General features: G+C 69.3%; 29 protein-coding genes, 1 tRNA gene and 1 pseudogene. 11 read left to right on the forward strand and 20 right to left on the reverse strand.

All coding sequences use genetic code 11. From position 1 onward, the window contains the following. Window positions 1-211: 211 nt before the first annotated feature. Together ASD38_RS25005 and ASD38_RS24780 are read right to left on the reverse strand one after the other, a co-directional pair. Entirely contained in the window at window positions 212-688 is a 477-nt protein-coding gene (locus ASD38_RS25005; RefSeq protein ID WP_327019764.1) for a MauE/DoxX family redox-associated membrane protein, read from the reverse strand. Between the two features lie 102 nt (window positions 689-790). Beyond that, window positions 791-970: pseudogene (locus ASD38_RS24780) on the reverse strand (glutaredoxin domain-containing protein); the annotation flags it as partial. 88 nt (window positions 971-1,058) lie between these two features. On the opposite strand from ASD38_RS24780, the gene ASD38_RS20285 reads away from it, so the two are divergent. After that, window positions 1,059-1,463, forward strand: a complete 405-nt coding sequence (locus ASD38_RS20285) for a MerR family DNA-binding protein (protein ID WP_056445505.1) — start codon at window positions 1,059-1,061, stop codon at window positions 1,461-1,463. Window positions 1,464-1,540: 77 nt separating this feature from the next. On the opposite strand, the gene ASD38_RS20290 is transcribed toward ASD38_RS20285, so the two are convergent. Genes ASD38_RS20290 through cobA form a run of 5 tightly spaced genes read right to left on the reverse strand, consistent with a single transcriptional unit; the run spans window position 1,541 to window position 5,783 of the window. Next, complete coding sequence (locus ASD38_RS20290; protein WP_442857061.1) at window positions 1,541-2,332, reverse strand: phosphoadenylyl-sulfate reductase; 792 nt, start codon at window positions 2,330-2,332, stop codon at window positions 1,541-1,543. Next, window positions 2,332-2,832 carry a DUF934 domain-containing protein gene (locus ASD38_RS20295; RefSeq protein WP_056445508.1) on the reverse strand — a complete coding sequence of 167 codons (501 nt, stop codon included), beginning with the start codon at window positions 2,830-2,832 and terminating at the stop codon, window positions 2,332-2,334. Before ASD38_RS20295 ends, ASD38_RS20290 begins: the two co-directional genes overlap by 1 nt. Then, window positions 2,816-4,474, reverse strand: coding sequence for a nitrite/sulfite reductase (locus ASD38_RS20300; RefSeq protein WP_056462938.1), 1,659 nt, complete (start codon window positions 4,472-4,474; stop codon window positions 2,816-2,818). Before ASD38_RS20300 ends, ASD38_RS20295 begins: the two co-directional genes overlap by 17 nt. Before the next feature lie 5 nt (window positions 4,475-4,479). Further along, on the reverse strand, window positions 4,480-4,845 hold the full coding sequence (locus tag ASD38_RS20305; protein ID WP_056445515.1) for a DUF2849 domain-containing protein: 366 nt from the start codon (window positions 4,843-4,845) through the stop codon (window positions 4,480-4,482). Further along, complete coding sequence (cobA, locus tag ASD38_RS20310; protein WP_056463310.1) at window positions 4,842-5,783, reverse strand: uroporphyrinogen-III C-methyltransferase; 942 nt, start codon at window positions 5,781-5,783, stop codon at window positions 4,842-4,844. The genes ASD38_RS20305 and cobA overlap by 4 nt, the downstream gene beginning before the upstream one ends. 221 nt (window positions 5,784-6,004) lie before the next feature. Between cobA and gcvA the strand changes: the two genes are divergently transcribed. After that, entirely contained in the window at window positions 6,005-6,961 is a 957-nt protein-coding gene (gene gcvA, locus ASD38_RS20315) for a transcriptional regulator GcvA (protein ID WP_056445518.1), read from the forward strand. A gap of 49 nt (window positions 6,962-7,010) precedes the next feature. Continuing rightward, window positions 7,011-7,340: a chorismate mutase gene (locus ASD38_RS20320; RefSeq protein ID WP_056445519.1), complete on the forward strand. Its 330-nt coding sequence runs from the start codon at window positions 7,011-7,013 to the stop codon at window positions 7,338-7,340. A 150-nt stretch (window positions 7,341-7,490) separates the two neighbouring features. Here ASD38_RS20320 and ASD38_RS20325 read toward each other — a convergent pair whose 3' ends face one another. Together ASD38_RS20325 and ASD38_RS20330 are read right to left on the reverse strand one after the other, a co-directional pair. After that, complete coding sequence (locus tag ASD38_RS20325; protein WP_056462941.1) at window positions 7,491-8,318, reverse strand: TIGR00266 family protein; 828 nt, start codon at window positions 8,316-8,318, stop codon at window positions 7,491-7,493. A gap of 79 nt (window positions 8,319-8,397) precedes the next feature. After that, on the reverse strand, window positions 8,398-8,736 hold the full coding sequence (locus ASD38_RS20330) for an Hpt domain-containing protein (protein ID WP_056445523.1): 339 nt from the start codon (window positions 8,734-8,736) through the stop codon (window positions 8,398-8,400). Between the two features lie 81 nt (window positions 8,737-8,817). Here ASD38_RS20330 and ASD38_RS20335 point away from each other — a divergent pair. The 4 genes from ASD38_RS20335 to ASD38_RS20350 all read left to right on the forward strand — a co-directional run bounded on the left by ASD38_RS20335 (window position 8,818) and on the right by ASD38_RS20350 (window position 11,741). Then, window positions 8,818-8,893, forward strand: a tRNA-Lys gene (locus ASD38_RS20335). A gap of 182 nt (window positions 8,894-9,075) precedes the next feature. Further along, on the forward strand, window positions 9,076-9,708 hold the full coding sequence (locus ASD38_RS20340) for a glutathione S-transferase family protein (protein WP_056462944.1): 633 nt from the start codon (window positions 9,076-9,078) through the stop codon (window positions 9,706-9,708). An 11-nt stretch (window positions 9,709-9,719) separates the two neighbouring features. Next, window positions 9,720-11,207, forward strand: coding sequence for an acetyl-CoA acetyltransferase (locus ASD38_RS20345; protein ID WP_082560830.1), 1,488 nt, complete (start codon window positions 9,720-9,722; stop codon window positions 11,205-11,207). Window positions 11,208-11,252: 45 nt separating this feature from the next. Beyond that, window positions 11,253-11,741, forward strand: coding sequence for a hypothetical protein (locus ASD38_RS20350; RefSeq protein ID WP_056445531.1), 489 nt, complete (start codon window positions 11,253-11,255; stop codon window positions 11,739-11,741). 26 nt (window positions 11,742-11,767) lie between these two features. Here ASD38_RS20350 and ASD38_RS20355 read toward each other — a convergent pair whose 3' ends face one another. From ASD38_RS20355 to ASD38_RS20385, 7 genes are all read right to left on the reverse strand, one after another. Beyond that, the gene (locus tag ASD38_RS20355) at window positions 11,768-12,628 is read right to left on the reverse strand and encodes a glycoside hydrolase family 16 protein (protein WP_056462950.1); all 861 of its coding nucleotides are present in this window, start codon (window positions 12,626-12,628) and stop codon (window positions 11,768-11,770) included. A gap of 31 nt (window positions 12,629-12,659) precedes the next feature. Next, window positions 12,660-14,576, reverse strand: coding sequence for a 1-deoxy-D-xylulose-5-phosphate synthase (gene dxs / locus ASD38_RS20360; protein ID WP_056462953.1), 1,917 nt, complete (start codon window positions 14,574-14,576; stop codon window positions 12,660-12,662). A gap of 17 nt (window positions 14,577-14,593) precedes the next feature. Beyond that, the gene (locus ASD38_RS20365) at window positions 14,594-15,478 is read right to left on the reverse strand and encodes a polyprenyl synthetase family protein (protein WP_056445539.1); all 885 of its coding nucleotides are present in this window, start codon (window positions 15,476-15,478) and stop codon (window positions 14,594-14,596) included. Continuing rightward, window positions 15,475-15,825 carry a tRNA-binding protein gene (locus tag ASD38_RS20370; protein WP_056445541.1) on the reverse strand — a complete coding sequence of 117 codons (351 nt, stop codon included), beginning with the start codon at window positions 15,823-15,825 and terminating at the stop codon, window positions 15,475-15,477. Before ASD38_RS20370 ends, ASD38_RS20365 begins: the two co-directional genes overlap by 4 nt. Continuing rightward, a complete protein-coding gene (locus tag ASD38_RS20375; RefSeq protein WP_056445544.1) occupies window positions 15,825-16,082 on the reverse strand; it encodes an exodeoxyribonuclease VII small subunit in 258 nt (85 codons plus the stop codon). The genes ASD38_RS20370 and ASD38_RS20375 overlap by 1 nt, the downstream gene beginning before the upstream one ends. A 120-nt stretch (window positions 16,083-16,202) precedes the next feature. After that, window positions 16,203-16,862 (reverse strand): histidine phosphatase family protein, encoded by a 660-nt coding sequence (locus ASD38_RS20380; RefSeq protein WP_082554859.1) that lies wholly within the window; start codon window positions 16,860-16,862, stop codon window positions 16,203-16,205. Window positions 16,863-16,909: 47 nt separating this feature from the next. Beyond that, complete coding sequence (locus ASD38_RS20385; RefSeq protein ID WP_056462957.1) at window positions 16,910-17,830, reverse strand: histone deacetylase family protein; 921 nt, start codon at window positions 17,828-17,830, stop codon at window positions 16,910-16,912. A gap of 16 nt (window positions 17,831-17,846) precedes the next feature. On the opposite strand from ASD38_RS20385, the gene ASD38_RS20390 reads away from it, so the two are divergent. Together ASD38_RS20390 and ASD38_RS20395 are read left to right on the forward strand one after the other, a co-directional pair. Further along, complete coding sequence (locus ASD38_RS20390; protein ID WP_056462960.1) at window positions 17,847-18,380, forward strand: GNAT family N-acetyltransferase; 534 nt, start codon at window positions 17,847-17,849, stop codon at window positions 18,378-18,380. 204 nt (window positions 18,381-18,584) lie between these two features. Continuing rightward, window positions 18,585-19,763: a vWA domain-containing protein gene (locus ASD38_RS20395; RefSeq protein WP_056445553.1), complete on the forward strand. Its 1,179-nt coding sequence runs from the start codon at window positions 18,585-18,587 to the stop codon at window positions 19,761-19,763. A 149-nt stretch (window positions 19,764-19,912) separates the two neighbouring features. On the opposite strand, the gene ASD38_RS24355 is transcribed toward ASD38_RS20395, so the two are convergent. Together ASD38_RS24355 and ASD38_RS20400 are read right to left on the reverse strand one after the other, a co-directional pair. Then, window positions 19,913-20,056, reverse strand: a complete 144-nt coding sequence (locus ASD38_RS24355) for a hypothetical protein (RefSeq protein ID WP_162250250.1) — start codon at window positions 20,054-20,056, stop codon at window positions 19,913-19,915. A gap of 37 nt (window positions 20,057-20,093) precedes the next feature. Next, the gene (locus ASD38_RS20400; protein WP_056445556.1) at window positions 20,094-20,969 is read right to left on the reverse strand and encodes a transglutaminase family protein; all 876 of its coding nucleotides are present in this window, start codon (window positions 20,967-20,969) and stop codon (window positions 20,094-20,096) included. 158 nt (window positions 20,970-21,127) lie between these two features. Here ASD38_RS20400 and ASD38_RS20405 point away from each other — a divergent pair, with 158 nt between their 5' ends. Continuing rightward, window positions 21,128-21,808 carry a UdgX family uracil-DNA binding protein gene (locus ASD38_RS20405; RefSeq protein ID WP_056445559.1) on the forward strand — a complete coding sequence of 227 codons (681 nt, stop codon included), beginning with the start codon at window positions 21,128-21,130 and terminating at the stop codon, window positions 21,806-21,808. A gap of 3 nt (window positions 21,809-21,811) precedes the next feature. On the opposite strand, the gene ASD38_RS20410 is transcribed toward ASD38_RS20405, so the two are convergent. Together ASD38_RS20410 and ASD38_RS20415 are read right to left on the reverse strand one after the other, a co-directional pair. Continuing rightward, window positions 21,812-22,165: a gamma-glutamylcyclotransferase family protein gene (locus ASD38_RS20410; protein WP_056445562.1), complete on the reverse strand. Its 354-nt coding sequence runs from the start codon at window positions 22,163-22,165 to the stop codon at window positions 21,812-21,814. Next, window positions 22,165-22,848 carry a TetR/AcrR family transcriptional regulator gene (locus ASD38_RS20415; protein ID WP_056445565.1) on the reverse strand — a complete coding sequence of 228 codons (684 nt, stop codon included), beginning with the start codon at window positions 22,846-22,848 and terminating at the stop codon, window positions 22,165-22,167. The genes ASD38_RS20410 and ASD38_RS20415 overlap by 1 nt, the downstream gene beginning before the upstream one ends. Window positions 22,849-23,113: 265 nt before the next feature. Between ASD38_RS20415 and ASD38_RS20420 the strand changes: the two genes are divergently transcribed. Then, a complete protein-coding gene (locus ASD38_RS20420; RefSeq protein ID WP_056445568.1) occupies window positions 23,114-24,934 on the forward strand; it encodes a CHASE3 domain-containing protein in 1,821 nt (606 codons plus the stop codon). The last annotated feature ends 14 nt before the right edge of the window (window positions 24,935-24,948 follow it).

The following is a 24,948-nucleotide window of genomic DNA, read 5'->3' on the forward strand; positions in this document are numbered from 1 at the left end:
CGCGAAGGTCGCAGGCCTTAGCGCCCTCCCCATCGCCTCGAGATGGTCTGATTATGCCGTGGCGGGAGAGAGGGAGGATAAGTGGATTTTCGACGTTGAATTCGTTGGAGAAACACGCCGGGAGCGATGGGGACGGATTTATTGCGCCGCCTTTTCCAACAGGGTGGCCGCCCAAGTCGGGCGCGCCTCGGCTGGAGTCCCTCCGCATCGGCTAGTGCATGACGGCCGCGGCCGCTCCGACGCCCGCCTTCGCCAGGAGCATCCAGACGGCCATGGCGATCATCATCAGGTTCTCGGTCAGGGAGAGGAACCCGAGCGGCACGTTGGAGGAGCCGCCGACGCAGGCGCACTTGAGCTCGCGCTTGTCGACGTAGACGGCCTTGAACACCGAGACGACCCCGACGCCGCCAATGAACAGCGCCATGGGCGCCGACAGCCAAGTCAGGACCCCGGCGATCATCAGCACGCCGGCCAGCCCTTCCGCGAACGGGTAGATATAGCTGTAAGGGACCCAGCGCTTCGCCAGCAGGTCATAATTCAGGAACATGCTGGAGAACTTCTCCACATCCTGCAGCTTCAGCATCGCCAGCACGACCATGCTGAAGCCGATGAACCATTCCCCGGCGCGCGTCGTGAACGGCGAGCCGTAAACGGCCTGGCTGGCGGCCAACGCCATCAGAGCGGTCATGACGAAGACCGCGATGACGGGCCGGTAGCTGGTCGCCCCGGGGTCGGCCACCTTCAGACCGAAGCGGCGGCGCAGGTCGTCGTAGCCCCCGATCCGCTCTCCATCGATGAAGACCTGAGGCGTGGTCTTTACGTTATGCTCGGCCTTGAAGGCGTCGGTCTCTTCCCGCGTCTCAAGCCATTGGTCCTCGACCGTGAAGCCCTTGCGCTTCAGAAGGTCGAGAGCCTTGAGCCCATAGGGACAGGTGTGCCCAGGCATCACCATGCGGTGCACCTGGGCCGTCTTGGTCAGAGTGGTCATCTCAGCTCTCGCTTGATGGTGATTTCACTCCCACCATATAGTCTCCGTACCATAGTACGGAGACAAGCCCATGTCGGACATGACCATTGCAGTCCTTGCGCGGGCGGGCGGGGTGGGCGTCGAGACGGTGCGCTACTACCAGCGCCGCGGGCTTATGCCTGAACCGCCCCGGCCCGTGGGACCTGGCCTCGGCGGCGGCGTGCGCAGATATGGCGAGGATGAAGTGCGGCGGCTGCGGTTCATCAAGTCAGCGCAGACCGCGGGCTTCACCCTGGAGGAGATCGGCGAGCTGATCGCGCTCGACGTGACCGATGACCGGCCTCGAGCACGCCAGATGGCGCAAGCGCGCATCGCCGCGCTGGACGCCAAGATTTGGGAATTGAAGGCGGCGCGGGCGGCGTTGAGCCGACTTGCCGATGCCTGTTCATTGGGCGAGCAGGGACCCTGCCCGATCATCACCGCCTTCGAGCCGTAGGGCGGCGTCGCGCGTCGGCAACGGGTCGAAATAGGAAACGGGCGTCAGCGCTGAAAGCCGACCTCCAAGGGTAGACCCTAGATCCCGTCGCCCACGGTCGGCGCGCCGCCCGGCGCGCGGGCGACGTGAATGCCGCACTCGGTCTTGTCCTGGCCCGCCCAGCGGCCGGCGCGGACGTCGGCGGCGGGGTCGTCGACCGGCTTGGTGCACGGCCAGCAGCCGACCGACGGGAACCCCTGGGCCACCAGCGGGTGGGCCGGCAGGTCGTATTCGGCGACGTAGGACTCCAGCTCCGCCTTGCCCCAGTTGGCCAGCGGATTGAACTTGATCTGGCCCTCGGACTCCTCGACCACCCGCAGCCGCAGGCGGTCGCCGCCATGGAAGCGCTTGCGGCCCGTCGTCCAGGCGGCGAACTCGCCCAGGGCGCGGTCCAGCGGCAGCACCTTGCGGATGTGGCAGCAGGCGTCGGTGTCGGTGCGCCAGAGGTCGGACTTGGGATCGGTGACCGCCAGATCCGTATAGGCCGGCCGCAGGTCGCGCACGTCCGTCAGGCCCAGACGGGTCGTCAACGCCTTGCGGTAGTCCAGGGTCTGGCCGAACAGCATGCCGGTGTCGAGGAACAGCACGGGGATGTCCTTCGAAACCTGGCTGGCCAGGTGCAGCAGCACCGCCGACTCGGCCCCGAACGAGCTGACCAGGGCCAGCGTGTCGCCGAAGGTCTCGTAGGCCTTGCGCAGAATCGTCAGCGGATGGGCGTCGCGCAGCTCGGCGTCCAGCCGCGCCGCCAGGTCGGCGGCCCCGTTTATCGGGACGAGGGGCCGCATCGCGGCGGCCGGCTTCACCTCGGTCGCTGTCTGGTCGTAAGCCACTAGGCGCCCCTTTCCTCGAAAGCGACCGGACGGTCGTCGGCCGCCCGCTGATAAACATGGCGGAAGCGATGGGCGGCCTTGGTCCAGGCCTCCGGCGTGGCGCCGTCATTGGGTTCGAAGGCGTCGAAGCCGCAGCGGACCATGAAGCCGGCCTGCTCCTGCAGCACGTCGCCGACCGCCCTCACCTCGCCGGTGAAGCCCAGGCGCTCGCGCAGCAGGCGGGCCGAGGTGTAGGCGCGGCCGTCGCGGTACTTCGGAAAGGCCAGGGCCACCACCGACAGGCGCGGCAGGTCATAGGCCAGGGCCTCGACCTCCTGATCCGGCTCGATCCGCACGCCGACGCGGCGGCTGTTGGACAGCAGGATCTCGCCCTCGGCCTGGAAACGGGCCAGGGACAGGATCACGTCGCCCTCGGGCAGAGCGTCGTCGTCGGCCACGTGCGTGAAGACGTCCTGCGCCCACTGGGCCGTATCGCCGTCCAGCTTAATCAGCTTGGGCATAGACCGCCTCCTTGAACGGCTCGAGGCCGACGCGACGATAGGTGTCGAGGAAGCGCTCCTCGCCGGTGCGGATGTGCAGATAGGCTTCGACCAGGGCGTCGATGGCCGGGGCCACCTTGTCGGCCGACAGGCCCGGGCCGAGGATCCGGCCGATGCTGGCGTCCTCCGCCCCCGAGCCGCCCAGCGAGAGCTGGTAGAATTCCTCGCCCTTCTTGTCGACGCCCAGGATGCCGATGTGGGCCACGTGATGGTGGCCGCAGGCGTTGATGCAGCCGCTGATCTTGATCTTCAGCTCGCCCACCTTCTCGGCCCGGTCCGGGTCGGCGAACTTGCGGGCGATGTCCTGGGCGATCGGGATGGCGCGGGCGTTGGCCAGAGCGCAGTAGTCCAGGCCCGGGCAGGCGATGATGTCGCTGGCCAGGTCGATGTTGGCGGTGGCCAGGCCGACGGACTCCAGCACCGCGTGCACGGCCGGCAGGTCGTCCAGCTTCACGTGCGGCAAGACCAGGTTCTGGGCGTGGGTCACGCGCAGATCGTCCAGGCTGTAGTGCTCGGCCAGGTCGGCGACGACGTCCAGCTGCTCGGCCGTGGCGTCGCCCGGGGTCTGGCCGATGGCCTTCAGCGACACCTCGACGATGGCGTAGCCCGGCTGCTTGTGCGGCTTGACGTTGTTGCGCGCGAAGCGTCGCAGGGCCGGGCTGGCGGCGCGGGCGGCCTCGAAGGCCTCCGACACGGCCGGCAGGGTCTCGAACCGGGTCTGGGCGAAGGCGGCGCGGATGCGGGCCAGCTCGGCGGCCGGCAGGTCGGCGCGCTCGGCGTTGATCTTGCCCCACTCCTCCTCGACCTGGCGGGCGAACTCCTCGGCGCCCAGGGCCGCGACCAGGATCTTGATCCGGGCCTTGTAGATGTTGTCGCGGCGGCCGTGGCGGTTGTAGACGCGCAGGATCGCCTCGACATAGCTGAGCAGGTGCTCGGACGGCAGGTACGACCTGATGGTCGGGCCGACATAGGGCGTGCGGCCCTGGCCGCCGCCGACGATCACCTCGAAGCCGATCGCCCCGTCGCGACCCTTGCGCAGGATCAGGCCGATGTCGTGCACCTTGACCGCCGCGCGGTCGGTCAGGGCGCCGGTGACGGCGATCTTGAACTTGCGCGGCAGGAAGCTGAATTCCGGGTGCAGGGTCGACCACTGGCGCAGGACCTCGGACCACACGCGCGGATCGTCGATCTCCTCGGCCGTGGCGCCGGCATAGGGGTCGGCGGTGACGTTGCGGATGCAGTTGCCGCTGGTCTGGATGGCGTGCAGATCCACCTCGGCCAGCGCGTCCAGGATGTCGGGCGCGTCCTTCAGCTTGATCCAGTTGAACTGGATGTTCTGACGGGTGGTCATGTGCCCGTAGCCCTTGTCGTAGGTGCGGGCGATCCAGGCCAGGCGGCGGGCCTGGCGGGCGTTCAGCGAGCCGTACGGAATGGCGATCCGCAGCATGTAGGCGTGGAGCTGCAGATAGAGGCCGTTCATCAGCCGCAGCGGCTTGAACTGGTCCTCGGTCAGCTCGCCGGCCAGGCGGCGGGCCACCTGATGCCGGAACTCGTTGGAGCGGTCGGTCAGGAATTCGCGGTCGATGGCGTCGTACAGGTACATGTCGGCTATTTCCTGCGGATCAGGTCGACGCGGCCGGTCGAGCGGGCCGCGCCATGGGCATGGCGCAGGGCCTCGATCACCTCGCCGCCGACGGCCTGCTTGCCGTGGGTGGGTTCGTTGGTGGGGCCCAGGGCCCGGATGCGTTCGCGGTAGCTGACCGGGGCCAGGCCGCCGTCCACCGGCGCCAGGTCGATCGGATAGGGGTCGACGATCACGGTCGGCTGGGCCTTGCCCTTGGCGACCACGGCCTCGACCTCGGCCTCCTGGGTCTCGTCGAACAGCTGGGCCTCGCCGAAGCCCTCGACCCAGGCGCCGGTCTTCCAGAACACGACCTCGCCGTCGATCAGGCGATTGGCGGTGACAGCTTTCATCGACGGGGACTCACGCGTTGAACGGCGGGGGATGCGCCCTCGTCCTTCGACAGGCTCAGGATGAGGTCTACTGAATGGTCGGCGCCATTCGCCACGCCCGAGACAACCTCATCCTGAGCTTGTCGAAGGACGGGGTTGTCCGGCAGGGCGTCCGCCATGGCCATGGCCTCGCCGACCATCAGCAGCGCGGGGCCCTTCAGGCCCTCGGCGGCGAGCGCCAGGCCGGCCAGGGTGGTCAGGATGCGGCGCTCGTCGGCGCGGCTGGCGTTCTCGACGATCAGGGCGGGGGTCGAGCCGGCGCGGCCGGCGGTCGTCAGGCGCTCGGCGATCAGGCCGGCCGTGCTGACGCCCATATAGACGACGACGGTCTGGTTCGGGCGCGCCAGGGCGGTCCAGTCCAGGTCCGGTTCGCCGTGCGCGGCGTGGCCGGTGACGAAGGTCACGGCCTGGGCCGATCCGCGATGGGTCAGGGGCGCGCCGGCGCCGGCCGAGGCCGCCAGGGCGGCGGTGATCCCGGGCACCACGGCGCAGTCGACGCCGGCCTCGCGGCAGGCGGTCAGCTCCTCGCCGCCGCGGCCGAACAGGAACGGGTCGCCGCCCTTCAGCCGCACGACGGTCAGGCCGTCCAGCGCCAGGGCCACGAGAAGTTGGTTGATGTCGTCCTGCGGCAGGGTGTGGCGCGACTTGCGCTTGGCGACGTTGATGCGCCGCGCCGCGGCGGGCGCCAGGTCGAGGATCTCGTCGGAGACCAGGCCGTCATGGACCACCACGTCGGCGGCCCGCAGGGCCTTCAGGGCCTTGATCGTCAGCAGCTCGGGATCGCCAGGACCCGCGCCGACCAGGGTCACGCGACCGGGCAGGCGGACGCCCGTCCCGCCGCCGAGGGCGACGAGACCGGCCTTGGAGCGGGAAGCGGATCGGACCGTGGGCCGAGCCATGCGATTCAGGTCCTCTATCAGCTGGACGCCGCTGCCGACGCCCCGGACCGGCGACATCGCCGAACCGGTCGCGCCGAAAGCATTGCGGGGCGAACCCTAGAGTCCGCCCCGCCCGCGTTCGTCGATGAAAAGGGCCGTCTCCATCAGCGAACGCTTGCAAATTGGTCGCGAGCGGGCCACTTCGCAAACAAGGTCTTCTGCCGGGGCGTTCAGTAAAACTCATGGAACGACAGTCCGAACGACGGCGGCTCCCGCCCCTCAACGCGCTGCGGGCGTTCGAGGCGGCCGCGCGCCATCTGAACTTCAGCCGCGCCGCCGACGAGCTGTCGGTGACGCCCGGCGCCGTGAGCCAGCAGATCCAGAATCTCGAGGACTATGTCGGCGCGGCCCTGTTCAAGCGCACGCCCAAGGGCCTGCTGCTGACCGACGCGGCCCAGACCGCCCTGCCCGCCCTGCGCGAGGCCTTCGACCGTCTGGCCGAGGCCGCCAGCCTGCTGACCGCCGCCGTCGACGGCCGCCGCCTGACCCTCACCGCCGCCCCCTCGTTCGCCGCCAAGTGGCTGGTGCCGCGCCTGGGCAAGTTCGAGCAGGCCCAGCCCCAGGTCGACGTCTGGCTGTCGGCCGGCATGGAGGTCGTGGATTTCGCGGCCGGCGAGGTCGACCTGGCCATCCGCTACGGCTCGGGCCGCTATCCGGGACTGGAGGTCGTCCGCCTGCTCAGCGAGACCGTGATCCCCGTCGCCTCGCCTGAACTGCTGGCCGCCAACCCCTTGGAATCGCCCGAGGACCTGTCCCGCCACATCCTGCTGCACGACGGCTCGCCGGACGCCGACGACAGCTGCCCGGACTGGGCCATGTGGCTGGCGGCGCGAGGCATCAAGTCGGTCGACGGGGCGCGCGGTCCGCGCTTCAACCAGTCCAGCCTGGTGATCGAGGCGGCCGCCAACGGACGCGGCGTCGCCCTGGCCAAACAGACCCTGGCCCAGGCCGATCTCGACGCCGGCCGCCTGGTCATTCCGTTCGAAATTCCCACGGCCGTCGACTTCGCCTATTACGTCGTCCATCCCAAGGCCAAGGGACGTCTGCCGCAGGTGAAGGCGTTCGTTTCGTGGCTGCAGGCCGAGGCGGCGGCCCACGAAGCGGCCCTCCTCACCATGGACAACGGCGCGGGCATCTAGCTCAAGGTTCGGGGTGGCCCCGGCGGCCGGAACCGGCTTAAAGGAGCGCATGATCAAGACGACTCTCACGGTCGACGAGCGCCTCGCCCCCGCCGACTGCTCGACCATGCCCGACGTTCGCAAGGGCGTGGACGCCCTGGACCGGGCGCTGGTGCGGTTGCTGGCCGAGCGCCAGGGCTACATGGACGCCGCCGCCCGCATCAAGGCCGACCGCTCCAAGGTGTTCGACCGCGCGCGGATCGAGGACGTGGTCGACAAGGTCAAGGCCGCCGCGCGCGAGTCGGGCCTGTCGGAAGCCATCGCCGAGCCGGTCTGGCGCACGCTGATCGACCGCTGCATCGCCTATGAATACGACAGCTGGGACCGGACGAAGGGCTGAGCGGGAGCTCTTCCCTCCCCTTTATGGGGAGGGTGGCCCTGGCAGCGCCAAGGTCGGGTGGGGCTTGCTGAGCCGACACCCTGCGCCGATCCCCCACCCGTCCCGCTACGCGGTCCACCCTCCCCACAAGGGGGAGGGAAAGCGCTTCGCCTAATTCCCGTCGATCAGGTTGCCGATCTGCCCCAGGATCGAGCCCTCGCCGCGGTTGCCGCCGCCGCCCTGGGCCGCCTGCAGCATCCGCCCCGCCAGGCGCGAGAACGGCAGCGACTGGATCCAGACCTTCCCCGGCCCGCGCAGCCGCGCGAAGAACAGGCCCTCGCCGCCGAACAGCACGCTGCGCACGCCGCCGGCCATGACCAAGTCGAAATCGACGCCGGGGGTGTAGGCGGCCAGGCAGCCGGTGTCGACGTGCAGCTCCTCGCCGGGTTTCAGCTCACGCTCGACCAGGGTGCCGCCCATCTGCACGAACACCCAGCCGTCGCCGTCCAGCCGCTGCATGATGAAGCCCTCGCCGCCGAACAGGCCGGTCATCACGCGTTTCTGGAAGTGGATGCCGATCGACACCCCGCGCGCCGCGGCCAGGAAGCTGTCCTTCTGGCAGATCAGCGTGCCGCCCAGCTGGCCCAGGTTCAGCGGCAGGATGTTCCCCGGCGTGGGCGCGGCGAAGGCGACGCGCGCCTTGCCCGAACCGGTGTGGGTGAAGACGGTGGTGAACAGGCTCTCGCCGGTGACCAGGCGCTTGCCCGCCCCCAGCAGCTTGCCCATGAAGCCGCCGCCGGCGTCGCCCGAGCCGTCGCCGAACACCGTGGTCATCTGGACGCTGGCGTCCTTCCAGACGAACGACCCGGCCTCGGCCACGGCGCTTTCGCCGGCGTCCAGCTCGATCTCCAGGAACTGCAGCTCCTGGCCCTTGATCTCGAAATCGATGTCGTCGGCGACGGCGGCGCTGCGGGTGTGCGACCAAGGGCTGGGAGGCATGGGTTTGGGGCTCCGGTTGAACTCGCCGCAACTTAGGCAAGCGTGTCGGAACGCGCCAATTACGCTTCGGTAAGCCGCCCTACCCCTTCAGCGACCGCAACGCCCGTTCGTGGGCGTAGGCGGCGATGTCCATCAGGGCCAGGTCCAGGGCGTTGCGCACGTCGCCCAGGCTCTTGGTCCCGGCCTCGGCCTCGGCGCAGACGTCGCCCAGCGCGAAAGCCCCGACGCCCCGCGCCGCGCCCTTGACCGTGTGGACCGCGTCCGCCCAGCCCGGATGGCTCTTGTCGAGCATCGGCGTCCACAGCGCGGCCTGCTCGCGAAACAGCGCCAGCACCTCGTCGATGACCGTGGAATCGTCCATCGCGAACCCTTCCAGATAGGCGAAATCCACGGCTCCGCTGATATCTCGTCTGGCCAAAAAATAGTCCCTTGCGTTCCAAGATTCTTTGCGTATGTTCCGCGCCTCGCCGCCGAGGCAAACCACCGCTTCGGGCCGCGCGGGCGCATAGCTCAGTTGGTAGAGCAGCTGACTCTTAATCAGCGGGTCGTAGGTTCGAATCCTACTGCGCCCACCATTTCCTCCCAAGACTCAATGACTTTCCCCTCTGGGGACGCCGCCATGCCTGGCGTTGCGTCCTGTCCGCGCCCTGCTGTTCTACGGCGCCGCCCCAATGGATGTAAGGGCCGGACGTAAGGGCACGATGGCCTCATGCGGCTTTCCGTCGGATGTTGCCTCCAACAAGACGGGAGGCGACCGATGATCACCCTCTATCACTGCGTCGGCGCGCGCTCGTTCCGGGCCCTGTGGGCGCTCGAGGAGCTGGGCCTGCCCTATGCGCTGAAGCTGACCTCGTTCCCGCCCCGCTTCCGCGAGCCGGACTATCTGGACGTCAATCCCATGGGCACGACGCCGACCCTGATCGACGGCGACACCCTGATGAGCGAGTCGGCGGCGATCGGCGAATATCTGGCGCGCCGATACGGCCCCAGCGACCTGACCGTCGCGCCCGACGAGCCCGGCTTCGGGGCCTATCTGAACTTCCTGCACATGGGCGAGGCCACCCTCACCTTCCCCCAGACCATCCACCTGCGCTACGCGGTGTTCGAGCCCGAGGAGCGCCGCCTGCCCCAGGCGGCGGCCGACTATGTGCAGTGGTTCCTGTCGCGGCTGAAGGCGGCGGCCAAGCTGCTCGACGACAGCGGCTATGTCGCCGCCCGCCGCTTCACCATGGCCGACATCTCGGTGGCCTACGCCCTGAAGCTGGGCGAGCAGCTGGGCTTCTCCGAAAGCTTCCCCGAGGCCTTCAAGGCCCATCTGGCGCGGATGAAGGCCCGCGACGGCTACCAGCGCGCCCTGGTCGCCGAAAGCGCCGGAGAACCCGTCCTGTGAGCCCGACCCCCGTGAACCCTGACCGCGTCCCGGTCATCATCGGCGTCGGCGAGGCGCTGGACCGGCCGAGCGACCTCTCCAAGGCCCTGGAGCCCCTGGCCCTGATGGAAGCGGCCCTGCGCGAGGCCGACGCCGACGCGGGCGGCGGTTTTCTCGACAGGATCGCCTCGCTGGACGTCGTCAACCAGCTCAGCTGGCGCTACGCCGACGCGGCGGGCGAGCTGTGCGCCCGGCTCGACATCGCCCCGGCCCGCGCCGTCTACGGCCCGGTCGGCGGGGAGAGCCCGGTGCGGTTCCTGCACGAGGCCGCGATCCGCATCGCCCGGGGCGAGGCCGAGGTCTGCGCGGTGGTCGGGGCCGAGGCGCAGTGGAGCGTCAACAAGGCCCGCGCCGCCGGGATCGACCTGCCCTGGACGCCCAAGCCGACGGCCGCGGGCGGCGGACCGCGCATCGAGGTCCATCCCCTGGCCCTGAAGCTGGGGGTCTTCCTGCCGGTCAGCGTCTATCCGTTCTACGAGAACGCCGCCGCCCATCACTGGGGCCAGACGCCGCGCCAGGCCCTGGCGGAATCCGGCGCCCTGTGGTCGGCCTATGCCGCGGTGGCGGCGGGCCAGCCCAACGCCTGGATCAAGACGGCCTTCACGCCGGACCAGATCACCACCCCGCGCCCCGACAACCGACCGATCGCCTGGCCCTACACCAAGCTGATGGTCGCCAACATGCAGGTGAACCAGGGCGCGGCGGTGATCGTGACCAGTCTGGCGGCCGCCCGGGCCGCCGGCGTCCCCGACGAGCGGCTGGTGTTCGTCTGGGGCGGGGCGGCGGCGCGCGAACCGGGCGACTACCTGCGACGCGACCACTATCACGGCTCGGTCGCCCAGGACGCGGTGCTGGAGACGGTCGGCGCCATGGCTCCGGGCGGCTTCGACGCCCTGGAGCTCTACAGCTGCTTCCCCTGCGTGCCGAAGATGGCCCGGCGGACCCTGGGCCTGCCGGCGGGCGTGACGCCCACCGTGACCGGCGGCCTGACCTTCTTCGGGGCGCCGATGAACGACTACATGACCCACGCCGCCGTCGCCATGACCCGGCGGCTGCGGGGAGACGGCGGAACCGGCCTGCTGTACGGCCAGGGCGAGTTCGTCACCAAGCATCACGGCCTGGTGCTGGCCGACCGCCCCGCCCCGGACGGCGCGAGGTCGCTGGAGGAGATCAGCGTTCAGGCGCCGGCCGACGCCCGGCGCGGCCCCGTCCCGGCCTTCGTCGAGGACGCGGCGGGCCAGGCCGTGCTGGAGACCCACACGGTGCTCTACGACCGCGACGGCGCGCCGACCCATGGCGTGGCCATCGTGCGGACCCTGGAGGGCGCCCGGGCCCTGGCGCGGGTCCCGGCCGCCGACGCCGACACCCTGGCGGCCCTGACCGATCCGGACGCCTTCCCGATCGGCCGGACCGGAACCCTGCGCGCGGACGGCGACGGCGTGCTGGACTGGCGGCTCTGAACCCATGAGGCCGGAGCGGCGTTCCTGTGATGAAGGAACCCGTCCATGCCCCGTCGCCCGTTCAACCGCCTGCTCCCCAACGCTCTGCTCCTGGTCCTGGCCTTGGGCGGCGTGACGCTGAGCGGCTGCGCCCATGACCAGTCCAGCCAGCAGGGCTACGCCTGGAACTACATGGACAGCGCCGAGGAAGGCCCCAAGCTGGCCTATGGCCGGCCCAACAGCGACGACGTGGTGGTGATGATGGCCTGCGCGCCCCGCGCCTCGGCCGTGACCCTGACGGCGACCGGCCTGACGGGCGACGAGATCGCCCTGGCGTCCGGCCGCAAGGTCACCCGCCTGAAGGCCCAGGCCGCGCCCTCGGACATGAGCGAGGGCCTGCTCCAGGCCCGCACCAGCGTGGACGCCTCGGCCCTGCGGGCCTTCCGCCGCACCGGCGACCTGGACCTGCTGGTCGCCGACGACCGCCACCCCGTCGATGCCGCCCCCGCCGACCAGCGGCAGGTGAAGGCGTTCTTCAAGGCGTGCGAGGCCTGAACGCGCTCACCGCCTGATCCCGCAACTCAGCGGCCCCGCTGGTAGACCCGCACATAGTCCACCTCGAACCGGGCGGGGAACGCGGCGTCGTCAACGCCCTGCCGGCCGCCCCAGCCGCCCACCGCGAGGTTCAGGATCAGGTATTGCGGCTTGTCGAACGGCCAGGCGCCGACGTCGCCCGGCTGGTCGTTGTCGATTCGCACGTAGGCGCGGTCGTCCACGCCGATCAGGATGCGGTCCTTGTTCCAGTCCAGCTGGTAGCGGTGGAAGGCGCCGCAGACGTCGGGCAGTTTGCTCGCTCCGCCGCGCGCCGTGTGCATCGCGTGATTATACTTCCCGGTGTGCAGCGTGCCGTGCACCGTGCCCTGGTCCCAGCCGACATGCTCCATGATGTCGATCTCACCCCCCTGCGGCCAGGGCGCCGCCGGGTCGGCGGGCATCATCCATATGGCCGGCCAGGTCCCGCGACCGCAGGCCAGCTTGGCCCGCACCTCGAAGAAGCCGTAGGTCCAGTCGGCCAGCCCTTGGGTCATCAGCTTGGCCGAGCTGTAGCGCTGGCCGCCCCAGTCGGCCGGCTTCGGATCGGCCAGGTCGTCGTGGCGCGCCTCGATGACCAGCCGACCATCCGCCACACGGACGTTCTCGCGGCGACCGGCGGCGTAGTATTGCAACTCGTTGTTCCACCAGCCCAGCTTGTTTCGCGCGGTGTCGAACGCCCATTTACGCGCATCCACCACGGGAAGGTCGAACTCGTCCGACCAGACCAGCCGGGCGTCGGCCGGTCGGCTGTTGGGCAGGTCCACGCTGTAGTTGGCCTCGCCCTTGGGGTCGGCCAGCGCGGAGCTCGAGGCGAGCAGCAGCAGGCTTGCGATGATCCGTTTCAGCATCGCTCCTCCCCGGCGTCCGACGCGTGGGCGCTTAAGCCCGCCGCCCCGCCGCGCTGACGTTGTCGATCCCCAGGGCCGACAGGGCCCCGCGCAGGATGCCCTCGGCGTCGAGGCCGGCCTGGGCGTACATGACGTCGGGCTTGTCCTGGTCCTGGAAGACGTCGGGCAGCACCAGGGTGCGGATCTTCAGGCCGCGGTCCAGGGCGCCGTGCGCGGCCAGGGCCTGCAGCACGAAAGCGCCGAAGCCGCCGATGGCGCCCTCCTCCACCGTGATGATCGCCTCGTGCTCGCGCGCCAGACGCAGCAGCATGTCGACGTCCAGCGGCTTGGCGAAGCGGGCGTCGGCGACGGTGGCCGACAGGCCGCGCGCGGCCAGCAGGTCGGCGGCCTTCAGGCACTCGGCCAGGCGGGTGCCCAGCGAGACGATGGCCACGCTGGTCCCTTCGCGGACGATGCGGCCCTTGCCGATCTCCAGCGGGGCGGCCAGTTCGGGGATGGTCAGGCCCAGGCCCTCGCCGCGCGGATAGCGGAAGGCGCTGGGGCGGTCGTCGATGGCCACGGCGGTGGCGACCATGTGGGCCAGCTCCACCTCGTCGGCGGCGGCCATCAGCACCATGCCGGGCAGCGCCCCCATGAAGCCGAGATCGAAGGTGCCCGCGTGGGTCGGACCGTCGGCGCCGACCAGGCCGGCGCGGTCCATGGCGAAGCGCACCGGCAGGCGCTGGATGGCCACGTCGTGGACCACCTGGTCGTAGCCGCGCTGCAGGAAGGTGGAATAGATCGCCGCGAACGGCTTCATGCCGTCGGCGGCGAGGCCCGCGGCGAAGGTCACCGCGTGCTGCTCGGCGATGCCGACGTCGAAGGTGCGGTGCGGATAGGCCTTGCCGAACAGGTCCAGCCCCGTGCCCGACGGCATGGCGGCGGTGATGGCCACGATCTTGTCGTCGACCGCCGCGTGCTTGATCAGTTCCTGGGCGAAGACCTTGGTGTAGCTGGGCGGACCGGCGGCGGCCTTGTGCTGCTGGCCGGTGACCACGTCGAACTTGACCACCGCGTGCAGCTTGTCGTCCGCGCCCTCGGCCGGGCCATAGCCCTTGCCCTTCTGGGTGACGACGTGGACCAGCACCGGCTTTTCGTTGAATTCCTTGACGTTCTTCAGCACCGAGACCAGGGCGTCCATGTCGTGGCCGTCGATCGGGCCGACATAGTGGAAGCCCAGCTCCTCGAAGAAGGTGCCGCCGGTGACCATGCCGCGGGCGTATTCCTCGGCCTTGCGGGCCGCGTCGCGGATCGGGGTCGGCAGCTTCTCGACCACCGTCTTGCCCAGCTTGCGCACCTTGCGATAGGCGCCGCCCGAGACGAGGTTGGCCAGATAGGCGCTCATGCCGCCCACCGGCGGGGCGATCGACATGTCGTTGTCGTTGAGGATGACGATCAGGCGCTTGGTGGTGTCGACCGCGGCGTTCATCGCCTCGTAGGCCATGCCGGCGCTCATCGAGCCGTCGCCGATCACGGCGATGACGCTGTTGTTCTCGCCCTTGGCGTCGCGGGCGGCGCAGAAGCCCAGGGCCGCCGAGATCGAGGTGGCCGCGTGGGCCGCGCCGAACGGGTCGTAGACGCTCTCGGCCCGCTTGGTGAAGCCCGACAGCCCGCCGCCCTGGCGCAGGGTGCGGATGCGGTCGCGGCGACCAGTCAGGATCTTGTGGGGATAGGCCTGGTGGCCGACGTCCCAGATGACGATGTCCTTGGGCGTCTCGAACACGTGGTGCAGGGCGACGGTCAGCTCGACCACGCCCAGGCCCGCGCCCAAGTGGCCGCCGGTCACCGAGACGGCGTCGATGGTTTCGGCCCTCACCTCGTTCGCCAGTTGCTTCAGTTCAGCCACGCTGAGGCCGCGCGTGTCGGCCGGTGACGAGATGGTGTCGAGAAGAGGGGTCAAAACAGGCATGTCCGAAGAAAGCGCGGTCAGTTGCGGCGGTCCAGCACGAAATCCACGCTACGACGCAGATGTTCAGCCCGTTCGCCGAAAATATCGAGATGTGACTTGGTTTGCGCGGCCAATAGATTGACGCGCTCTTTGGCCGCATCAAGGCCGAGCAGCGTGACGTAGTTGGCCTTGCCCTTGGCGGCGTCCTTGCCGCCGGCGGCCTTGCCCAGCACCGCCTCGTCGCCCTCTTCGTCCAGGATGTCGTCGACGATCTGGTAGGCCAGGCCCAGGTCCTGGGCGAATCCCATCAGGGCCGCGCGCTCGGAATCCTTGGCCCGGGCGATGATCAGCGGGATCTCGAAGGCGAAGGCGATCAGGGCCCCGGTCTTCAGGCGCTGCATGCGGGCCACCGCGCCCAGGTCGTCGCGGACGCCCAGCAGGTCGATCATCTGGCCGCCGCACATGCCCCTGGCGCCCGAGGCGATGGCCAGCTTGCGCACCAGCTCCGAGCGGACATGGCCGTCGTCGTGGGTGTCCGGATGGGCCATGATCTCGAAGGCGGCGGTCTGCAGGGCGTCGCCGGCCAGGATCGCGGTGGCTTCGTCGTACTGGATATGGACGGTCGGACGGCCTCGGCGCATGTCGTCGTCGTCCATGGCCGGCAGGTCGTCGTGCACCAGGCTGTAGGCGTGGATGCATTCCAGGGCGCAGGCGGCGCGCAGGACCGGCCGCTCGGGCAGGTCGAACATCTTGCCCGTCTCCAGGGCGAAGAACGGCCGCAGGCGCTTGCCGGGGCCCAGGGCCGCGTAGCGCATCGCCTCGGTCAGACGGCTCTCGGGACCGTCGGCGCGCGGCAGCAGTTCGTCGAGCGCCACGGTGACGATGTCGGCGGCCTGGACGATGCGCTTTTCGAGGTCGATCAAAACAGCTTACCCCCGTTGGGAACGTCACGGTCCACGTCGATCAGCACCACGCCCCCCTCGGCGTCCGGAAAGCCCAGGCACAGGACCTCGGACTTCATGGGACCGATCTGGCGCGGCGGAAAATTGACCACGGCGGCCACGCGACGGCCGATCAGTTCGCCCAGGCCGTAGTGCTTGGTCACCTGGGCCGAGGATTTCTTGATCCCGATCTGGGGACCGAAATCGATGAGCAGCTTGTAGGCGGGCTTGCGCGCCTCCGGGAACGGCGTGGCTTCGATCACCGTGCCGATACGGATATCGACGCGCTCGAAGTCCTCGTAGCCGATCTGCGGCGACGACTGACCCATCAGTTGAACTCGGCCGCTTCGGCGCTTATCGCGCCGCCCTGGGTCGCGCCGCCCTGCCCCAGCACGATCTTCTCGACCTTCAGGCGGGCGGCCTCGAGCTTCTTCTCGCAGTGGGCCTTGAGGGCCGCGCCGTCCTCGTAGATCTCGATCGAGCGCTCGAGCTCGGCCTTGCCGGACTCCAGCTCGCCGACGATCTGCTCCAGACGCTGCAGGGCCTGCTCGAAGCTCATGCCTTCAAGATCTTGGGGACTGATCATTTCTACTCCGGGGCGAACAGGCGCACCCTAGTGGCGGGCCGCGGCGCGAGCAACGCCATTGGCGGGGCTTTTGGTGAACAGGGTTCGGGGTCTCGGCGCCCCTGTCGCTCGCGGAGGCGCCTAGGGCCGCTCGAAGCGCTTCACGCACCAGTATTTGAACCCCTGGTCCCGCGTCTTCTTCAGACCGCGCTTCTGCAGCGACAGGCCGATCATGGTGTTGAAGAAGCCGTGGGCCACCAGCAGCACCTCCTGGCCGTTCTTCGACAGGTCGATCAGCAGATCGGCGGCCTGGTCGGCGCGAATCTCGGCCTGGGCCCGGCTCTCCTGGCCGGCGTGATGGTCGAAGAACCACCACCAGAACCGCGCGAAGAAGCCCCAGTTCTTGGGCGACATCCTGATCCAGAGCGGCCAGGGCGGCGGCGGCAGCGGGGCCTCGATGAACAGCGGGTCGGTGGCGAAGGCCTTGCCGTCGGCCACGGCGGCGGCGGTCTCGATCGATCGCCGGCGCGTCGAGGCGATCACCACCCCCGCCCGTCTGGCGGTGGCCTTCAGCGATTCCGGCGGGGTCTGGCCGGGCAGCAGGCCGCCCTCCTCGTAGCGCGCCCACCATTCGCCATAGGCCGGCGCGTTGAAGCGGACCTTGCGCGACAGGGCCGGCTCGCCGTGACGGGCCAGGGTGATCGCGCCGGGACGCGCGCCAGCAAGGGCGCCGACGGCTCCGGAAGTCGCCAGCCCAGAGGATTCCGGGGCGGAAAGGTGGTCGGCGGATTCGTCGGCCATAGATTTTGGAGGTTCGGTTTCGCGCCACGCGCGACCTCTCGAACCTCTCACCCCTCTTGCAACGCTTTGACATGCGCCGCCGCCGAGCGGCCGAGCGCTTCTAGGTCGTAACCGCCCTCGAGCGAGGAAACAATACGCCCGCCGCAACGGCGGTTCGCGACCGAGGCGATCGCTCGCGTCGCCCAGGCGAAATCCTCGGCCTCCAGGCTCTGGGCGGCCAGCGGATCGCGGACGTGCGCGTCGAAACCGGCCGAGACCAGGATCAACTGCGGCGCGAATCCGTCGACCTTGGCCATCAGGCCCTCGAAGCGCTTGCGCCAGACCTCGCGCGGCGCATGCGGGGCGACGGTCGCGTTGGCGACGTTGCCGACGCCGATCTCCGACGGATCGCCGGTGCCGGGATAGAGCGGCGACTGGTGGATCGAGGCGAAGAACACCGTCGGATCGTGCTCGAACGTGGCCTGGGTGCCGTTGCCGTGATGGACGTCGAAATCGACGATCGCCACGCGCTTGAGCCCCGAGGCCTGGGCGACCCGCGCCGCCACGGCGATGTTAGAGAACACGCAGAACCCCATCGCCGTGTCCGGTTCGGCGTGGTGGCCGGGCGGGCGGACGGCGCAGAAGGCCCGCGTCCCCTGCCCCGCCGCCACGGCCCGGGTCGCGGCGACCACCGCCCCGGCGGCGCGGCGGGCGGCGGTCAGGCTGCCCGCCGACAGCACGGTGTCGGGGTCCAGGGCCGTCCGGCCGCTGCTCGGGGCCGCGGCCAGGACATTGTCGATGAAGCCCTGGGGATGGACCCGGGCCAGGTCGGCGTAGTCGACCAGCGGGGCCTCGACGCTCTCCAGGTCCAGGCGGCCGTCGTCGTTCAGCGCGTCGATCACCGCCCGCAGGCGCTCGGGCCGTTCGACGTGGTTGTCGCCGGGCCGGTGGTCGAGCATATCCAGGTGCGTATAGAGCGCGACATCCATGCGAGGATCGTAACCCTTGAACACCGCCCCGACCATCCGCCCCCCCACGATCAGAAGAGCCACCGTCGACGACGCCGACACGGTGTCCAGCCTGGGCGCCCGCACGTTCAGCGAGACCTTCGCCCACCTCTATCCGACCGAGGACCTGGAGACCTTCCTGGCCTACGCCTACGGCCTGGAGCGGACGCGGCGCGACCTGGCCGATCCGGACAAGGCGACCTGGCTGCTGGAGCTGGACGACGAGGCGATCGGCTACGCCACGGCCGGCCCCTGCGGCCTGCCCCACGAGGACGTCGGACCCGACGACGGCGAGCTGCACCGGATCTATGTGCTCAAGGCCTTCCAGGGCGGCGGACGCGGCTCGCTGCTCTTGAAGACGGCGCTCGACTGGCTGGAACGAGACGGCCCGCGGCCGTTGTGGATCGGGGTGTGGTCCCAGAACTTCGGGGCGCAGAAGCTGTATGGGAGCAAGGGGTTCGAGAAAGTCGGGGAGTACCACTTCCCGGTAGGCCAGACACGGGACCTGGAGTTCATCCTGAGAAGGGGGTGACCCGGCTGGACGCCCCCTCCGTCGGGCTTCGCCCGCCACCTCCCCCGTTTCACGGGTGAGGAGAAGACGTCGGCGCGGCCTCCTCCTCACCCGCAACGCGGGGGAGGTGGCGCGATGCGAATACGCATCGTGACGGAGGGGGCGTCCGCTTGCGCCTGACGCTCTAAACCTCCATCCTTCGAACAACCGTTCGAAAGTCCGCCCATGTTCCTGCGCTTCTTCTCCGAGCTCCGCGCCGCCAAGGTTCCCGTATCCTTGCGCGAATATCTCCTGCTGATGGAGGCCCTGGACAAGGACGTCATCGATCGGCGGATCGAGGACTTCTACTTCCTGTCGCGCGCCAGCCTGGTGAAGGACGAGAAGAACCTCGACAAGTTCGACCGGGTGTTCGGCCACGTGTTCAAGGGATTGGAGACCGTCGAGGACGGCCTGACCGCCGACATTCCGGCCGAATGGCTCAAGGCCCTGACCGAGAAGTTCCTGACCGACGAGGAGAAGGCGCAGATCGAGGCCATGGGCGGCTTCGAGAAGCTGATGGAGACCCTGCAGGAGCGCCTGAAGGAGCAGAAGGAGCGCCACGAGGGCGGCAACAAGTGGATCGGCTCGGGCGGCACGTCCCCGTTCGGCAACAACGGCTACAATCCCGAAGGCGTCCGCATCGGCCAGGACAAGAGCCGCCATGGCCGGGCCGTGAAGGTCTGGGACAAGCGCGAATACAAGAACCTCGACGACTCGGTCGAGCTGGGCACTCGCAACATCAAGGTCGCCCTGCGGCGCCTGCGCAAGTTCGCCCGCCAGGGGGCGCTGGACGAGCTGGACCTGAACGGCACGATCAAGGGCACGGCCGAAAAGGGCTATCTGGACATCCAGATGCGCCCCGAGCGGCGCAATACGATCAAGGTGCTGCTGTTCTTCGACATCGGCGGCTCGATGGACGGCCACATCAAGCTCTGCGAGGAGCTGTTCAGCGCCGCCAAGACCGAGTTCAAGCACCTGGAGTTCTTCTACTTCCACAACTGCCTGTACGAGGCGGTGTGGAAGGACAATCGCCGCCGCCAGGTCGAGAAGATCCCGACCTGGGAGGTGCTCCACAAGTTCCCCCACGACTACAAGATCATCTTCGTCGGCGACGCCACGATGAGCCCCTACGAGATCACCTATCCGGGCGGCAGCGTCGAGCACTGGAACGAGGAGGCCGGGGCCATCTGGATGAGCCGGGTCACCGACATCTACCAGAGCGCCGTGTGGCTGAACCCCACGCCCGAACGGCACTGGGACTACACCCAGTCGATCGGCGTGATGAAGCAGCTGATGAACGACCGGATGTTCCCGCTGACGATCGACGGCCTGGACAAGGCCATGCGGGAGCTGGTGCGGGGGTAGTCTCCAAGCCCTCCCCCTGTGGGGGAGGCGATCGCGCAGCGATCGGTGGGGGGGAGTTTTAGGGGCGCCGATCCGGGTTGTGGTCGCCTTCCGATCACTCTCCCCCCTCCGTCGGCTTCGCCGACACCTCCCCCACAGGGGGAGGACCTTCAGTGCCCCGGTCGCGGCTCGAACGAGCGCTTTTCCGGCACCTTCAGGCACTCGGCGTCCGGCTTCTGGCCGTGCTGCGGCTTGGGCTCGGGATGCGGCAGGTGGCCGCCGCCCAGAGGGGCTTGCTGTTGGAACGGTTTCATCATCCTTCCATCCTCCCGATTTTTCTTGTCATTTTCATCATGCCGCCGCCTCGAGGGCGTCCAGAAGGCGCACCTCGACCCGGACGCTCAGATGCGCCTCGCCGGGTTCGCCGATGATGGTGCCCGACACCGGCCGCGCTTCGCCGGGCGTGCGGGTGGCCGCCACCCGGATCAGGTCCGGCGACTCCGCCAGGCCGTTGGTCGGGTCGAACTCGGTCCAGCCCAGGTCCGGCAGGAACACTTCGCACCAGGCGTGGGTCGCCCCCGCCCCGCGCACGGCGGCGCCGGAACTGTAGACGTAGCCGGTGGCGAACACCGCCGCATAGCCCAGCCGCCGCAGGGCCTCGACCATCAGCCAGGCGAAGTCGCGGCACGTGCCGCTGCCGATGGCGATGGTCTGCGCCGGCGACTGGACGCCGGCCTCGTCGCGGGGGACATAGTCGAACTGGTCGTGGATCGTGCGGTTCATCCGCAGCAGGAAATCGACCGCCGGCTCGTCGGGCCGCTCCATCTGGCCGCGCAGCCAGCGCAGCAGCACCCGGTCCTCGTCCTCGGTGGCGGGGGTGATGAATGGATTGAGCACCGCCCGGTCCTCGCGGGCGTAGACGATCGGCGAGACGGTGTGCGGGTCGTCGATCCGCAGGCTGGTCAGGGGCGCGGGGAAGCGGTCGATGACCAGGCGGCTGGTGATGGTCAGGCTGTCGGCCTCGCCCTTCGGCGTGAACCAGCAGACGCAGTTGCCCACCGCGTCGTAGGTCCAGCGGGTCTCGCCCGGCAAGGACGTCTGCAGCGAGGCCTCGCTGATGCGGATGGCGTGGCTGTCGCGCGGCCGGATCAGCAGCCGATGCGCCCCGAAGCCGACCGGCCGGGCGTAGCTGTACCGCGTTTCATGAAGGATGCCGAGCCGCGCCATAGGCTCTGCATAACCCCGCCGGGCCGGCTTCGTTCCGTCACGGACGGGTGATTGACACGCCCGGAACAAAATAGGAACAATCGCCGTTCGAGCGCCGCCGAGGGAACCCGATCCCGCCGACGTCCATTCCGGATTTTGATCGAGAAAGCCCCAAGGCCATGGTCGCCCTCCAGCCCGTCAAACCCTCGGAACGCGCGCTCAAGGCCGCCCAGAGGCAGGCCCGCGACGGGTCGTTCGGCGAGAGCAACCTGGTCAATCTGGAAGCGGTGGCCGCCGGGGTCCAGGTCTGCCGCCGCTGCGATCTATGGCGCGACGCCACCCAGGGGGTGCCGGGCCTTGGTCCAGCCAAGGCCGCCCTGATGATCGTCGGCGAGCAGCCCGGCGACCAGGAGGACCGGCAGGGCGTTCCGTTCGTCGGTCCGGCCGGCCAGCTTCTGGACCGGGCGATGGCGCAGGCCGGGGTCGATCGCGACCGGGTGTTCGTCACCAACGCGGTCAAGCATTTCAAGCACGAACAGCGGGGCAAGCGCCGGCTGCACAAGACGCCGGACCGCGGCGAGGTCCAGGCCTGCCGCTGGTGGCTGGACGCCGAGCGCCGGCTGGTCCGACCCAAGGTGATCCTGGCCCTGGGCGCGACGGCGGTGCAGGCGGTGTTCGGCAAGGCCCTGCCGATCGGCAAGTCGCGCGGCCGGCGCCAGGCGCTGGACGGCGGCGAACAGGGCCTGGTCAGCTGGCATCCGTCCTTCATGCTGCGGATCCCCGATCCGGACGCCAGGGATCGCGCCTATGCCGAACTGGTCGAGGATCTGAAGCTGGCGGCGCGCCTGGCCGCCGACTGAACGTCAGGCCTTCACGTAGACGAAGGCGTCGCGTCCCGACGTCAGGCGGACCGCCACGCGCTTGTAGTCGGAAACCTCGTAGGAATCGGCGGCCGCCAGTTCGGCGGCGGTGATCTCGAACACCGTGCCCGCGACCGCGTCGGCCGCGTCGCCGCTGGCCCGGACGATCGGATGGAACGCCGCGCCGCTGGTCGCGATGACGTCCGGATCGGTGATCTCGACCATCGACAGCGCGTAGCCCGGCAGAGCGTCGGTCTCGCCCTTCAACAGGCGGCCGAACGTTTCCATCTGCACGTTCTCCTGCCGCAGCGTGCCGTACGAGAACAGGCGGATCGGAGCCCCGGCCGCCTCCGTCATCAGGCCGAGAACCCCGCCTCGGCGAAGGCCAGCATGCGGCCCAGCAGGGCCTCGACGTCGGCTTCGCTGGTCGTGCCTTCCGACAGCACGTTCAGGCGGTCGAACTCGGCGAAGCGGTTGTTGTGCAGCATGCCCAGGGTGAAGTGCAGCCGCCAGTAGATCTCCTCGGACGGCAGGTCCGGGCGCGCCTTGAGCAGGGCGTCGGAGAAGCGGCGCAGGTGGGTGACGTCGGTCTGCAGGACCTTGCGGATCTCGTCGGTGCCCTCGCTGCGGGCCCGGATCAGGAACTGCAGCGAAATGCGGCGCTCGTGGTCGGGGGCCAGCCACTTCAGCGGCGGGGTCAGCAGGGCGGCCAGGATCTCGCGCACCGGCGGATTGCCCTCGAAGCGGTCGGTGGCCTCGTGCAGCTTCTTGGCCCGCTCGCGGTTCAGCTCGACCGTGCGCCGACGGAAGATCTCGTACAGCAGCGCGTCCTTGGACCCGAAGTGATAGTTCACCGAAGCCAGGTTGACGCCCGCCGCAGCGGTGATGTCGCGCACCGAGACGTTCTGGAAGCCGTGCAGCGCGAACAGGCGCTCGGCGGCGACGAACACCAGATTCTTGGTGACGGCTTCGTTGTCGACGCCCTCGACGTCGGTTTCTGGCGCGGTGGTGACAGTCGCGCCGTCGCTCTTCGGACTCACTACGGTATCCCCTTTACCTGTGGGGAAGTCTTACGGCCGTTCGAAATTGGCGCAAGCGTCAAGATGGAACGCGGACGGAGGAATTCTGGATGCGGCGCCAGCGCGGCGCCCATCGACCGCCGTTTCGGCGCCCGGCGCCTCTCGGAATTTGGCGCCCTCCTCGATTTCTCGTATCAAGCCGGGGTCGAAGGGACGGGACCCATCGGGGGAGTAATCGAGTTTGGCGCGTGACCTGTCGACCAACGCCGCGCCGCAAAGGCGGGGCATGCGTCTGAGCCTCGTCGTGGGCTTCCTGCTGCTGCTCTGCGCCGCCGTGGCGGCCATCGTCGTCGCCGTCACCAGCGCGGGGGCCGAACGCTGGGCGGCGCATTCGCTGGAGGTGCGGCGGGTGCAGGCGGTGACGTTCAGCGCGCTGCAGGACGCCGAAACCGCCCAACGCGGCTATTTGCTGACCCAAGATCCGGCCTATCTGCGGCCCTACGAGCAGGCCCACGATCGTCTGCCGGCCCTGAAGAGCCAACTTCGGACCCTGGTGGCCGACAATCCGGCCCAACTGCGGCGCGCCGCGGACCTGATCCAGGCTATGGACGCCAAGATGGCCGAGCTTGACCGCACCGTGGCCATGGCGGGCGCCGGCCGCGCCGACGCCGCCATCGCCCGCCTCAAGACCGATATGGGCAAGGTCCAGATGGACCGCGTCCGCGTGCTGAGCCAATCGTTCGAGACCATCGAGGCGGACCTTCTGGCCCAGCGTCAGGCCGCCGTCGCCACCCAGCGCTCGCTGTTGATCGGCGTGATCGTGCTGGCCCTGACCGCCGCCGCCCTGCTGGCCTTCGCCGTCGCCCGCGAGACCCGGGGCCACGCCCGGGAGCTGGGCGAGCGCAATCGCGCGCTGGAGAGCGCGATCGCCCAGCGCGAACGCGCCGAGGCCCAGCTTCGCCAGGCCCAGAAGATGGAGGCGCTGGGCCAGCTGACCGGCGGCGTCGCCCACGACTTCAACAACATGCTGGCGATCATCGTCGGCAATCTGGACATGCTGATCCGCCGGCTGGCGGGGCAGGAAAAGCTGCTCAGCCTGGCCGAAAACGCCCTGTCCGGCGCCAATCGCGCCGCCGCCCTGACCAAGGGCCTGCTGGCCTTTTCGCGCCAGCAGCCGCTGGACCCCAAGCCCACCGACGTCAACAAATGCGTGGCCGACATGTCCGAGCTGCTGCGCCGGGCGCTGGGCGAGAACATCGCGGTCGAGACCGTGCTGGCCGGCGGCCTTTGGCGCGCCTTCGTCGATACGCCCCAGTTGGAGAGCGCGATCCTCAACCTGGCCGTCAACGCCCGCGACGCCATGAGCCAGGACGGCGGGACCAGCGGCCGGCTGACGATCGAGACGTCCAACGCCTTCCTCGACAAGGCCTATGCCGACGCCCACGACGAGGTGGTGGCCGGCCAGTTCGTGCTGGTGGCGATCACCGACACCGGCGGCGGCATGACGCCCGAGGTGATGGAGCGGGCCTTCGACCCGTTCTTCACCACCAAGCGGCTGGGCGAAGGCACCGGCCTGGGCCTGTCGCAGGTGCACGGCTTCCTCAAGCAGTCGCGCGGCCACATCAAGCTCTACAGCGAGCTGGGCGTGGGCACGACGGTCAAGCTCTACCTGCCCCGCGACACGCAAGGACTGGCCGTCGACGAGCCGGTGGCGCCGCGGGCGATCGTGGCCAACGGCGGGGCGTTCACCGTGCTGATCGCCGAGGACGATCCGGGCGTGCGCAGCTTCACGGTCAGCGCCGCCCGCGAGCTGGGCTACAAGGTGATAGAGGCCGACGGCGCGGCCGTGGCGCTGGAGCGCCTGGGCCAGCGTCCGGAGATCAACATCCTGCTGACCGACGTGGTCATGCCAGGCTCCAACGGCCGCCAGCTGGTCGACGCCGCCCTGGTTCTGCGGCCGGACCTGAAGGTGGTCTATATGACCGGCTATACCCGCAACGCCATCGTCCACAACGGCACCCTGGACGCCGGCACTCGCCTGCTGACCAAGCCGTTCACGCTGGAGCAGCTGGATCGGGAGCTGCGCGACGCGCTTTCCGGCGAGTAGGCGGGGTCGGTCTT

Source organism: Caulobacter sp. Root487D2Y, from assembly GCF_001427165.1.
Classification (GTDB): Bacteria; Pseudomonadota; Alphaproteobacteria; order Caulobacterales; family Caulobacteraceae; genus Caulobacter.

Bases quoted from the DNA above. Each gene is read 5' to 3' on its own strand.
- ASD38_RS20400 (WP_056445556.1), bottom strand. From the start codon at position 20,969: ATGGCGCGGCTCGGCATCCTTCATGAAACGCGGTACAGCTACGCCCGG.
- ASD38_RS20340 (WP_056462944.1), top strand. From the start codon at position 9,076: ATGATCACCCTCTATCACTGCGTCGGCGCGCGCTCGTTCCGGGCCCTG.
- ASD38_RS20300 (WP_056462938.1), bottom strand. From the start codon at position 4,474: ATGTACCTGTACGACGCCATCGACCGCGAATTCCTGACCGACCGCTCC.
- ASD38_RS20410 (WP_056445562.1), bottom strand. From the start codon at position 22,165: ATGACGGAGGCGGCCGGGGCTCCGATCCGCCTGTTCTCGTACGGCACG.
- ASD38_RS20375 (WP_056445544.1), bottom strand. From the start codon at position 16,082: ATGATCAGTCCCCAAGATCTTGAAGGCATGAGCTTCGAGCAGGCCCTG.
- ASD38_RS20395 (WP_056445553.1), top strand. From the start codon at position 18,585: ATGTTCCTGCGCTTCTTCTCCGAGCTCCGCGCCGCCAAGGTTCCCGTA.
- ASD38_RS20405 (WP_056445559.1), top strand. From the start codon at position 21,128: ATGGTCGCCCTCCAGCCCGTCAAACCCTCGGAACGCGCGCTCAAGGCC.
- ASD38_RS20380 (WP_082554859.1), bottom strand. From the start codon at position 16,862: ATGGCCGACGAATCCGCCGACCACCTTTCCGCCCCGGAATCCTCTGGG.
- ASD38_RS20320 (WP_056445519.1), top strand. From the start codon at position 7,011: ATGATCAAGACGACTCTCACGGTCGACGAGCGCCTCGCCCCCGCCGAC.
- dxs (WP_056462953.1), bottom strand. From the start codon at position 14,576: ATGCCTGTTTTGACCCCTCTTCTCGACACCATCTCGTCACCGGCCGAC.
- ASD38_RS20355 (WP_056462950.1), bottom strand. From the start codon at position 12,628: ATGCTGAAACGGATCATCGCAAGCCTGCTGCTGCTCGCCTCGAGCTCC.
- ASD38_RS20305 (WP_056445515.1), bottom strand. From the start codon at position 4,845: ATGAAAGCTGTCACCGCCAATCGCCTGATCGACGGCGAGGTCGTGTTC.
- gcvA (WP_056445518.1), top strand. From the start codon at position 6,005: ATGGAACGACAGTCCGAACGACGGCGGCTCCCGCCCCTCAACGCGCTG.
- ASD38_RS20385 (WP_056462957.1), bottom strand. From the start codon at position 17,830: ATGGATGTCGCGCTCTATACGCACCTGGATATGCTCGACCACCGGCCC.
- cobA (WP_056463310.1), bottom strand. From the start codon at position 5,783: ATGGCTCGGCCCACGGTCCGATCCGCTTCCCGCTCCAAGGCCGGTCTC.
- ASD38_RS20420 (WP_056445568.1), top strand. From the start codon at position 23,114: ATGCGTCTGAGCCTCGTCGTGGGCTTCCTGCTGCTGCTCTGCGCCGCC.
- ASD38_RS20285 (WP_056445505.1), top strand. From the start codon at position 1,059: ATGTCGGACATGACCATTGCAGTCCTTGCGCGGGCGGGCGGGGTGGGC.
- ASD38_RS20295 (WP_056445508.1), bottom strand. From the start codon at position 2,832: ATGCCCAAGCTGATTAAGCTGGACGGCGATACGGCCCAGTGGGCGCAG.
- ASD38_RS25005 (WP_327019764.1), bottom strand. From the start codon at position 688: ATGACCGCTCTGATGGCGTTGGCCGCCAGCCAGGCCGTTTACGGCTCG.
- ASD38_RS20370 (WP_056445541.1), bottom strand. From the start codon at position 15,825: ATGGGTCAGTCGTCGCCGCAGATCGGCTACGAGGACTTCGAGCGCGTC.
- ASD38_RS20325 (WP_056462941.1), bottom strand. From the start codon at position 8,318: ATGCCTCCCAGCCCTTGGTCGCACACCCGCAGCGCCGCCGTCGCCGAC.
- ASD38_RS20350 (WP_056445531.1), top strand. From the start codon at position 11,253: ATGCCCCGTCGCCCGTTCAACCGCCTGCTCCCCAACGCTCTGCTCCTG.
- ASD38_RS24355 (WP_162250250.1), bottom strand. From the start codon at position 20,056: ATGAAACCGTTCCAACAGCAAGCCCCTCTGGGCGGCGGCCACCTGCCG.